At 49.6% G+C, this 10,498-nt stretch carries 11 protein-coding genes; 9 read left to right on the top strand and 2 right to left on the bottom strand.

The window, feature by feature from the left end:
- From ACR0QE_RS12025 to ACR0QE_RS12000, 6 genes are all read left to right on the top strand, one after another.
- Window positions 1–606: aconitase family protein (locus ACR0QE_RS12025; RefSeq protein ID WP_432628588.1), on the top strand; the 606-nt coding region annotated here is incomplete at its 5' end.
- An 86-nt stretch (window positions 607–692) separates the two neighbouring features.
- Window positions 693–1,187, top strand: coding sequence for a 3-isopropylmalate dehydratase (locus ACR0QE_RS12020; RefSeq protein ID WP_432628587.1), 495 nt, complete (start codon window positions 693–695; stop codon window positions 1,185–1,187).
- A gap of 70 nt (window positions 1,188–1,257) precedes the next feature.
- Complete coding sequence (locus ACR0QE_RS12015; protein WP_432628586.1) at window positions 1,258–2,502, top strand: 3-isopropylmalate dehydratase large subunit; 1,245 nt, start codon at window positions 1,258–1,260, stop codon at window positions 2,500–2,502.
- A 53-nt stretch (window positions 2,503–2,555) separates the two neighbouring features.
- Complete coding sequence (ybaK, locus tag ACR0QE_RS12010) at window positions 2,556–3,062, top strand: Cys-tRNA(Pro) deacylase (RefSeq protein WP_432628585.1); 507 nt, start codon at window positions 2,556–2,558, stop codon at window positions 3,060–3,062.
- Window positions 3,063–3,498: 436 nt separating this feature from the next.
- The gene (locus ACR0QE_RS12005) at window positions 3,499–4,407 is read left to right on the top strand and encodes a cell wall hydrolase (RefSeq protein WP_432628584.1); all 909 of its coding nucleotides are present in this window, start codon (window positions 3,499–3,501) and stop codon (window positions 4,405–4,407) included.
- 366 nt (window positions 4,408–4,773) lie between these two features.
- A complete protein-coding gene (locus ACR0QE_RS12000; protein WP_432628583.1) occupies window positions 4,774–5,445 on the top strand; it encodes an HAD family hydrolase in 672 nt (223 codons plus the stop codon).
- 87 nt (window positions 5,446–5,532) lie between these two features.
- On the opposite strand, the gene ACR0QE_RS11995 is transcribed toward ACR0QE_RS12000, so the two are convergent.
- Both ACR0QE_RS11995 and pyrB read right to left on the bottom strand, forming a co-directional pair.
- Complete coding sequence (locus ACR0QE_RS11995) at window positions 5,533–5,958, bottom strand: aspartate carbamoyltransferase regulatory subunit (protein ID WP_432628582.1); 426 nt, start codon at window positions 5,956–5,958, stop codon at window positions 5,533–5,535.
- Window positions 5,952–6,875 (bottom strand): aspartate carbamoyltransferase, encoded by a 924-nt coding sequence (gene pyrB, locus ACR0QE_RS11990; RefSeq protein WP_432628581.1) that lies wholly within the window; start codon window positions 6,873–6,875, stop codon window positions 5,952–5,954. The genes ACR0QE_RS11995 and pyrB overlap by 7 nt, the downstream gene beginning before the upstream one ends.
- 314 nt (window positions 6,876–7,189) lie before the next feature.
- Between pyrB and ACR0QE_RS11985 the strand changes: the two genes are divergently transcribed.
- The 3 genes from ACR0QE_RS11985 to ACR0QE_RS11975 form a co-directional block, all read left to right on the top strand.
- Window positions 7,190–7,999 carry an ABC transporter ATP-binding protein gene (locus ACR0QE_RS11985; protein WP_432628580.1) on the top strand — a complete coding sequence of 270 codons (810 nt, stop codon included), beginning with the start codon at window positions 7,190–7,192 and terminating at the stop codon, window positions 7,997–7,999.
- The gene (locus ACR0QE_RS11980; RefSeq protein ID WP_432628579.1) at window positions 7,983–9,854 is read left to right on the top strand and encodes a CARDB domain-containing protein; all 1,872 of its coding nucleotides are present in this window, start codon (window positions 7,983–7,985) and stop codon (window positions 9,852–9,854) included. Before ACR0QE_RS11985 ends, ACR0QE_RS11980 begins: the two co-directional genes overlap by 17 nt.
- A 49-nt stretch (window positions 9,855–9,903) precedes the next feature.
- Window positions 9,904–10,498 (top strand): ABC transporter permease (locus ACR0QE_RS11975; protein ID WP_432628578.1); only part of this gene is annotated, 595 nt, incomplete at its 3' end.

Genomic DNA, 10,498 nt, shown 5'->3' with positions numbered 1-10,498 from the left:
GTTGAGGCAGGTGCAAAGACCGCAATCTTCCAGGCAGATGAGATTGCTCTGGAGTATCTGAGAGAGAGAGGAAGAGAGCCGAAGGCAGTCTTTGAGAGTGATCCGGATGCTGTGTATGCGAGAGAGTACACCTTCGACCTTTCCAAGATCCAGCCGGTTGCTGCCCGCCCGGACTTTGTCGATGACGTGGTTCCGGCAAAGGAAGTATGTGGAGTCCGCATCGATGAGGCTTTCCTTGGTTCCTGCAACAACGGACGTATCGATGATCTGCGTGTCGGCGCAGCGATCATGAAGGGACGCAAGGTTTCCGATCATGTGAGATTCCTCGTCGTACCGGCAAGCCAGGAAGTTTACCTTCAGGCGATGAAGGAAGGTCTGATCGAGATCTTCATGGAGAGCGGTGCGATCGTGATGAACCCGAACTGCAGCGTCTGCTGGGGAAGCTGCCAGGGTGTCATCGGAGAGAATGAGGTCCTGATCAGCACAGGCACGAGAAACTTCAAGGGACGTGCAGGCCATCCGAGCTCCAAGGTTTATCTCGGTTCGGCAGCGACCGTTGCTGCTTCCGCAGTCAAGGGTGAGATCTGCACGGCAGACCAGCTGTAAAACTCAGAGTGATACACTCTGTGAGCGTCGACTTGAACGTGTCGATTCGTATCGATTTGAACTTGAAAAAGAGAGGAAATAGAGAGATGGAACAGTTTACAGGCCGAGTCTGGGTGCTCGGGGATGATATTGACACCGATATCATCATTCCGACCGAGTATCTGGCATTGAAGACGATTGAAGATATGAAACAGTATGGATTTTCCCCGCTGCGCCCGGAACTTGCGGGTCAGATTCAGCCGGGAGACATCATCGTGGCAGGAAAGAACTTCGGCTGCGGCTCTTCGAGAGAGCAGGCACCGGAGGTTGTGAAAGCACTCGGAATCCGCTGCGTGATTGCGAAATCATTTGCGCGCATCTTTTTCCGCAACTCGATCAACAATGGTCTGCTTCTGATTGAACAGCCGGAACTTCACGACCATGTGAAGGAGGGCGACACGATCACAGTGACCGTAAATCAGGACGTTGAGCACAACGGAAAGAAGTATCCGATTGCGTCCCTGCCGGACAATCTGGTGGAGATTCTGAATGCAGGCGGTCTTGTCAAGGCAATGCAGAAGAGAAACGGTATTCACAAGTAGGCACTTTTGGAACCGAAAGTGCCGTAAGATAACGTGAACCGTAACACTTTAAGATTGAGGAGAGAAAAAGATGGGACAGACAATTATTGAGAAGATTATTGCCCGCAACATCGGCAGAGAGAAAGTAAAACCGGGCGAGATCGTGACGGTCAATGTCGACCGTGTCATGCTCGACGATATCATGATGCCGTTTATTGTGAATAAGTTCAATGAGATGGGATTTCAGAAAGTCTGGGATCCGGACAAGGTTGTGATGATTTACGATCACCTCGTTCCGGCGAGCCAGCAGGACGATGTGCGCCATTACAAGGTCGGCGATGCCTTTGCAGAGAAGTACGGCATGAAGCATGTTCACCGCAGTGACGGTATCTGCCATCAGCTGATGACGGAGGCAGGATATGTGAAGCCGGGTGATGTCGTGTTCGGAACAGACAGCCACACGACGACCTACGGCTGTGTCGGCGCATTCTCAACCGGAATCGGATACACCGAGATGGCAGCAATCCTCGGAACGGGAACGCTCTGGGTCAAAGTGCCGGAGACGATCCGCGTCGAGATCAACGGAAACTTGCCGGAGAATGTGATGTCGAAGGATGTGATTCTCCGGATCATCGGCGACCTCGGTGCGGACGGTGCGACTTACCGTGCACTTGAGTTTGCAGGCTCCACGATCGAGAACATGACCGTTGCAAGCCGGATGACGATGGCAAACATGGCGATCGAGGCAGGCGCAAAGTGTGCAACCTTCACGCCGGATGAGAAGACCGCAGAGTACTGTGAGATCGAGTTGAACGACTTCCAGAAGAACTTAAAGGGCGATGAGGATGCCGTTTACTTAAAGACGTTAAAGTATCAGGCAGAAGATTTTGTTCCGGTGATGGCATGCCCGTCCCAGGTCGACAAGATCCGCAATGTCACCGAGGTGGAAGGAACTGTGATCGATCAGGTCTTCCTCGGCTCCTGCACGAATGGCCGTCTCGAGGATCTGCGCGCGGCAGCAGAGGTGCTTGACGGAAAGAAAGTTGCTCCGTTTGTAAAGATGATTGTGACTCCGGCAAGCCGGAAAGTCTATGAGGAGGCGCTTAAGGAGGGAATTCTTGAGACGCTGATTAAGGCAGGTGCGATCGTCACTCATCCGGGCTGCGGCCTGTGCTGCGGACGTACCGGCGGTATTTTGAGCGACGGAGAGCGCGTAGTTGCAACGAACAACCGAAACTTCCTCGGAAGAATGGGAACCTCAAAAGTAGAGATCTACCTCGCTTCCCCGAAGACGGCAGCAGCCTGTGCAATCGCAGGAAAGATTGTGAATCCGTAAAATCCATAAAGTGCGCGGATGCGTTTTGATAAGATTATTTGGTATTTGGTATTATGAAAGAAAAGAAAGATAAGAAAGACAAGAAAACAGAGAAGACCAATGTGATGCGTCTTTTAGATTCCGCAGGGATTTCCTATGGCGTGGAGTCCTATGAGGTGGATGAGAATGATCTGTCCGGCATTCATGTGGCAGATCAGCTCGGCCAGGATGTCGAGACGGTGTTTAAAACGCTCGTGTTAAAGGGAGAGAAGACGGGGTATCTCGTCTGCTGCATTCCGGTTGCAGAGGAGCTTGATCTGAAAAAAGTCGCGAAGGCAGCTGGGGACAAGAAGGTGGAGATGATCCATGTGAAGGATCTGCTTCCGCTGACGGGCTACATCCGCGGCGGCTGCTCTCCTGTCGGAATGAAGAAAAAGTTTCCTACTTATATAGAAGAGACTGCCCAGCTTTTCGATGTGATTGCAGTCAGTGCAGGGCAGAGAGGTCTTCAGATTCTGGTAAATCCCGAGGATCTTCGCCGCTACACCGAGGCAGAGTTTGTCAGCCTCGTGCAGGATTAACCGGTAAAAATGGTCAGATCTGGAGAAGATCGGGCTGTATAGGACCGTATTTAGTTTACATAAAAAAGAGTCGAGAAAATTCGACTCTTTTTTTCTATCGTTATATTTAACAAAATTGTAATAGAAGTGTAATAAAAGAAAAATTTTATTCACAAAAATTGAGCGGATTGACACGAAAAAATTTATATGTCCTGTACAAAATTCAAAAAGTGCGCCAAAAACCGGGTGTCAGATATGACAAAAGTATGAAAGAGTTATTGACATTTTATTAAGCACCTACTACAATATCGAAAGTTACCACGAGACAGGCGATTTTGAAAATTCATGTTTTGTATCCCACTTCTTACTTAGCAAAACGCAATGGGATCGCCTCCAATCTCCGGACCGGTTTCAGAATTCTGGAATCGGGCGGAAAGATCGAAGAGAGGAGTATTGTATGCTTGCAATATGCTCATTTCTTCAGTCCGTTTATCAACTTGTCCATACGCTGGCAGTAAAAAGCGTAAATGTGACAAAGCAGATGTATCGCTCACGCGCCATTCTGATGACTGGAAGCGTGGTCGTTGCAGTGATAACCTTTGCTTCAGCCGGATTTGCGGGAGGAGGGCGAAATGCCCTGACTGCATATGCGGAGACTCCTTCGGAGGAGGAAAGTCTGGAAGAGACAGAAGAGGCACAGACTGAGGAAGTTGTACTGCTTACGGAAGCAAAAATACCATTTCATCTTGCAGGTCATGATACCGAAGAGGTAAAAAGCGGCCAGCTGTTAGCGGGAAGTACGCTGGCAAAGAATGTGCAGGAAGAACTTGATGCGCGGCAGTTGAGGGAAGAAGCCGTGGAAGAGACGAAAGAAGAGATTCGCCGGGTAGAGGAGGAGGCCAGAAGACAGGCGGAGGAAGAAGCCAGAAGAAGGGCGGAGGAAGAGCGCAGACGCCAGGAGGCGGAAGCGAAGGCGGCGGCAGCCGTTGTGTCCTACACGCCGGAGGATCTGGTTGTTCTCCAGAGAATCGTTCAGGCGGAGGCCGGAGGATGTGACATGAAAGGCCGGATCCTGGTTGCGAATGTCGTGATCAACCGGGTTTTAAATAAGTCATTTCCGGCGAGTATCACCGGTGTGGTGTATCAGAAGTCACAGTTTTCCCCGGTGATTGATGGAAGCATCAATCGCTGCAAGGTGACGGAGGCCACGATGGAAGCGGTGGATCGCGCACTTGCGGGGGAGGATTACTCGCAGGGAGCTCTCTACTTTATGAATCGAAAACTTTCTCAAAACGGAAACGTCAGATGGTTTGACGGATCCCTTCATTATCTGTTTGAGCATGGAGGACATGAATTTTTTAAATAAAGAAAGAAATGAAATAAAAACTTCTCGTTTTTGAGAGAAAACTGCCATCCGGGATGGATATGCGATATGCCATTTATCACACATATCCCTTAGAAGCCGGGTGGCAGTTTTTTATGGAAAATTGGCTGTAAAATCCGTTGTTGTTTGCAAAACGTGTGTTTGGGGAGAGAACGCTTGCGTTTTTTCGTGTGAGATGGCATAATAAGATGGTTGCAAAAGCAAGGCCAAAACGAAATTATAAGCAGATAAATAAGAAGACAAATAAAATGGCAGATTAAGAAGGCAGATTAAGAAAGCAAAAAGTACGAAGACAAAAGGCAAGAAAACAAGAAAAGCTTGAACAAGAGATGGAGAGTTTAGTGATTTATGAAAAAACAGTATTTGTTATTTGATCTGGATGGAACTTTGACGGATTCCGCGAGGGGAATCATGAATGCGATTGAGTATGCCCTGCATACATATGGCATCACCGTGAGCGACCGCAGTACGCTGCGCCCGTTTATCGGACCACCTTTAGCAGAGAGCATGCGGAAATACTATGGATTTGGCGTGGAGCAGTCGCTTGAGGCGGTGGAGCGTTTCCGAGAGTACTATGACGGAAAAGGCGGTCTCTTTGAGAATGACGTCTATGAGGGGATTCCAGAGCTTCTCGACGATCTGAGAAGTGCAGGGTATCATCTGTATCTGGCGACCTCAAAACCGGAGGATACCGCGAAGAGAATTCTTGAGCATTTTGATCTGGCGCGCCGTTTTGATTTCATCGGTGGAGCGACCCTCGATGAGAGCAGAGAGAAGAAGGGCGACGTGATCCGCTATGTACTGGAAAGCTGTGGGATTGCAGAATCAGACAAAGATCAGGTTGTGATGATCGGAGACCGTAGCAACGATATTGTCGGTGCAAAGGAGAATGGACTTGAGAGTATCGGTGTGCTCTACGGCTACGGAAGCAGGGAAGAGCTTCTTACTGCGGGTGCAGACTATCTGGCAAAGACTCCCGCCGATGTGATGGGAATTGTCTCTGGAAAAGAAGGAAAATAAAAAACGGTACTGCCGGAAGCAGAAAAATGTTGCCTCCGGCGGTACCGTTTTTTCGTGAAATTTTTTCTTTTGCCTTTTAAAAGAAACTTACTTGGAATATTTCTCCTCGCAGTACATGCAGCGGTAAGTCTCTGTCTTCTCGTCGGTCAGACAGAAGATATGAGGCAGTTCCTGCTCGATTGAGGTGATGCAGCGCGGATTCTTGCACTGGATGACATTGACGATCTTCTTCGGCAGGGTCAGTGCGCGCTTCTCCACGATCTTGTTGTCGCGGATGATGTTGACTGTGATGTTGTGGTCGATGTAACCGAGAACATCCAGATCGATATTCTCGATCGGTCCCTCGATCTTGATGATGTCCTTGCGGCCCATCTTGTTGCTCTTTGCATTCTTGATGATTGCGACCTGACAGTCAAGCTTGTCAAGACCCATATGATAGTAGATGTCCAGGCTCTTTCCAGCCTGAATGTGATCCAGAACAACGCCCTCGCTTAATCCACTGATGTTCAGCATGGTTTCTCTACCTCCAATAATGTCATGATGAGTGCCATACGCACATAAACTCCATATTGAACCTGCTTGAAGTAAGCGGCTCTCGGATCGTCATCGACCTCCGTGGAAATCTCGTTGACTCTCGGAAGCGGATGAAGCACGTACATATCCGGTTTTGCAAGTTTCATCTTATCCTTGTTCAGGATATAGCAGTCCTTTAAGCGGATGTAGTCCTCCTCGTTGAAGAAACGCTCCTTCTGGACACGGGTCATGTAGAGAACATCGAGCTCCGGCATTGCCTCGTCAAGACTGCTTACCTCCTTGAACGGGATATTGTTGGCGCGGAGCACATCATCGCGGATGTATTCCGGAACTTTCAGCTCATCCGGGGAGATCAGGACAAAGCGGATATTCGGGTAGCGGACCATTGCCTCGATCAGGGAGTGAACAGTACGGCCGAATTTCAGATCTCCGCACAGGCCGATCGTCAGGTTTTCGAGACGTCCCTTTAAGGAGCGGATGGTCATCAGGTCCGTCAGGGTCTGAGTCGGATGCTGGTGACCGCCATCGCCGGCATTGATGACCGGAATGCGGGACTTCATCGAAGCGACAAGCGGAGCACCCTCTTTCGGATGACGCATTGCCACGATATCTGCGTAACAGGAGATGACACGGATTGTGTCAGAAACGCTTTCTCCTTTTGATGCCGAGCTGGAATCGGCTGAAGAAAAACCAAGTACGCTTCCCCCGAGGTTCAGCATTGCGGACTCAAAACTGAGACGGGTTCTTGTACTTGGTTCATAAAATAACGTCGCTAATTTTTTACCATTACATACATGAGCGTATTTCGGAAAATTCTGCTCAATGTCGGATGCCAGTGTCAAAAGCTGGTCGATCTCTTCCACTGAGAAATCCAATGGGTTTAACATGTGTCTCATCGCGTATCTCCTTTGGTTTTGTCATTTGGTTCGTGAGATATTATAGCGGATTTCTTAGGAAAATTCTACTGTATTTTATAAAAAAATAAAAAAAGTTTTTGGTGGTTTTTGAGAAAGTTTCGCCTTGAAGGTTCTGAAAATTCGAAGAAGAGACGGAAAAATGCGAAAAATTTGTTAATGAATATGTAAGGAAGTTTAAGAAAATAAGAGGTGTCGGAAAACATTTTATCCTGTATAATGAAGTTGAGAATGAGAAAGATTTCACGATGACATTTTGAGAACTTGAAAAGAGAAAAATGGTAGAGGAAAATTGTATGGGTGAACAGCAGAAGGAGAGGCAGAGAGCCCCGATGATCCGGGTGAAAAATCTGTACAAGATTTATGAGGTCGGAACGAACAAGGTTTACGCGCTGAATGGTGTTGACTTTACGATGTATAAAGGAGAGTTCTGTGCGATTGTGGGGCCTTCCGGATCGGGAAAGTCCACACTCCTAAATATGCTTGCGGGACTTGAAAAGCCGACAAAGGGAGAGATCATTGTCGCGGGGAAACACATGGAGCGGATGAATGAGAATGAGCTTGTCGCGTTTCGCCGGGAGAATGTCGGATTTATCTTCCAGTCTTACAATCTTTTAAAGACGATGAATGCGGTGGAAAATGTGGCACTTCCGCTCTCATTTCGCGGAGTTCCAAAGCGAATCCGGAATGAAAAGGCGCAGAAATATCTGAAGTTAGTGGGACTTGAAAAACAGATGAAGCATATGGCGAATGCGATGTCCGGCGGACAGCAGCAGCGTGTCGGAATTGCGCGTGCCCTCGTTGTGGATCCCAAGATCATTTTTGCGGACGAGCCGACCGGAAATCTTGATTCCAAGACAACGATGGAGATCCTGAAACTGATGCGGCGGATTGTGCGGGAGCAGAACCAGACACTCGTCATGGTCACGCACGACAATCACCTCGCGACGTTTGCGGACAGGCAGTTTCATATTGTGGATGGAAAGATTTTAAAGATCGAAGAACAGCATCATTCCGATCTGGAGGAAGAAAACATAGAGAAAACAGAAAAAAGGGAGAATGAAGAAGCAGAGGGGAGGGCAGGCGAAGATGAAAAGCACATTTAGGCGGTGGATCGCATTCGTACTGACAGTGGTATGGACCGTTGGATTTCTGGCAGTGCCGGGAGCGGGAGAGAGAGGAATCGGGAAGCTGCGGGCGTTTGCGGATAATCAGTGGATTTTTACGGACAAGATTCCGAGCGGAAAGACGGGAAAGAGCATGACCGTCTCGTTTCGCTTGAGAAACAATTCCGGACATGACATCAAGAAGCTGGGAATCCGGTTTGACACAAACGGGGTGGACATCGGGGACGAGGATGAAGACGACTTAAAGTATGGATATGCGTTTCCTTTTGAGACAACGGATTCCACCTTTGAGAAGATCAAGTCGGTCGGCTCTTTGAGTGACCGGAAGGAGAAGACCGTTTCCCTGACGGGGCGCGTGCGCCGCGATCTTCAGAATGGCTATTACACAGTGCCGATTTCCGTGTTTGAGCAGGTTGACAGCAGTCAGGATGACGGCGGCTGGGTGGAGCTGACGAGTGAGAATGTCCGCGTGTGGATCTCCGTCTCGACGAGTGGCACCGATGATGACGACGATGAGACAAAGACGTATGACTTTGTGCTCGGAGAGGGACAGAGCACGCCTTACGGAACGTATCCGGATGTGATGAACTTTTCGATCAATCTGCGGAATAACAGCCCGGCGACGGTCTACAACGTCAAGGCGAGCATCATTCTCGATGCTGACAGTGCAAAATTTCCGTTTCGGATCAATGACGTGAATTATGACCGGATGTTTGAGAAGATCGGGGTGGATGAGAGCGTTCCGCTCGATTACAGTTTTGCGATCCGGCAGGACAGCTACACGGGATATTATCCGATCCAGATGAAAATTTACTACTCCAAGAGTTCCACCGGAGAAGAACTTCAGACATTTGAGACCACCTTCTTTGTGCACATCACGAGCAAACCGAAGGAGGACGACCAGAACGAGTTCAATGAGCACGACCGCACAAAGGCGCGCCTGATTGTCGATGGATTCTCGACAAATCCAGACCGGATTGTTGCGGGGGATTCGTTTGATCTGACGCTCCAGATCAAGAATGCGTCCGGAAGTGTGTCGGCATCGGATGTGCTTCTGACCGTAGAGTCTGAGAAAGTGTCGGACAGCCCGGTCTTTTCGACTGCAGAGGGATCCTCGTCGGTGGCGATCTCATCGCTCGGAGCGGGGGCTGTGCAGACGGTGAAATTCCGCCTGAGTTCGCGCGCCGGGGTTGACCAGCGTTCCTATGCCCTCACTGTAAAGGCCAAGTACGACAGCCCGGAATACAAGAATGCGGAGGACAGTATGTCGGTGGATATTCCGGTGTACCAGATTCCGAGGCTGAACACGGGGACGTTTGAGGTGATGCCGGATTCGATCTCGGTTGGAGAGGAGTCGAATGTCATGTTCGGCATCAACAATACGGGCCGGGTGACGCTCTACAACGTGATGGCGACGTTTGAGGCGGACTCGATCCAGAAGACGGATTCCTATGTGGGAAATATCAAGTCCGGAGAGACCGGAAATGTGGACTGCATGCTGACCGGAATTGCGCCGACGGCGGATGACGGAAAGATTAAGGTAAGGATCTCCTACGAGGATGAGAACGGCAATGTCTCCGAGGTGGAAAAAGAGCTCTCCCTGACGGTGACGGAGGATTTCTCCTCGATGGATGATTCCATGAATCCGGAGCCGATGGAGCCTGAGGAGGAGCAAAAGACCGGAATCGTGGGATTTCTTTCCCAGTACTGGATGGCCCTTGTGGCGGCAGCGGTGATTGTGCTTGGAATTGTTGCGGTTGTCATAGGCAGAAAAATCCGGAGAGAGCGCAGAAAGAAGCAGCAGGAAGCCAGCGAGGATGAGAGCGAGGAGTAAGAATCATAACTCGGCTCATGGACTTGAAATATAAAGGATGTGTGGGAAGATGAGATTTGTGGATCTTCTGGGAATGAGTTTAAACAGCCTGCGACGGAGAAAACTCAGGACTGCGCTGACAGTTCTCGGCGTGGTGATCGGAACGGCATCTGTGGTAGTCATGATGTCTCTTGGAATCGGCATGAAGGAACTGAATCGGGAGATGATCTCTTCTTATGGAAGCCTGACGGCGATCACTGTGTACGGGCAGGATGCGTGGGGGAGTTCTGATTCGGACAAACCTCTGTATCTCACGGATGATGTGGTCAAACAGTTTTCGGGAATGAGTCATGTGAAGAGTGTGTATCCGCTTCTTGAGGTCAATGCGATTTTCATTCAGGGAAAATACACGATGAGCGCGAATCTCACCGGGGTGCCGGACGGGTATCTCGCGGAGATTCCGCTCGGTCAGGGGAAACTCCCGAAAGCGGGCGATCGGGAGATGAAGCTGATCTACGGCAATGCGGTGATCCGCTGGTTTCAGGACGGAAAGAGCAATAACTGGGATTTCTCGGATGATGCCAAGCTGCCGGATGTGGATCTAATGGGAAAACCGATGTTTGTGGTTTTTGACACCGACGCCTATTACCAGTCCCAGGGAACCG

It is taken from the genome of Brotaphodocola sp., from assembly GCF_050873065.1.
Taxonomy (GTDB): Bacteria; Bacillota; Clostridia; order Lachnospirales; family Lachnospiraceae; genus Brotaphodocola.
Note: the sequence above shows the minus strand (reverse complement) of the source record. Positions and strands in the feature narration are given on the sequence as shown.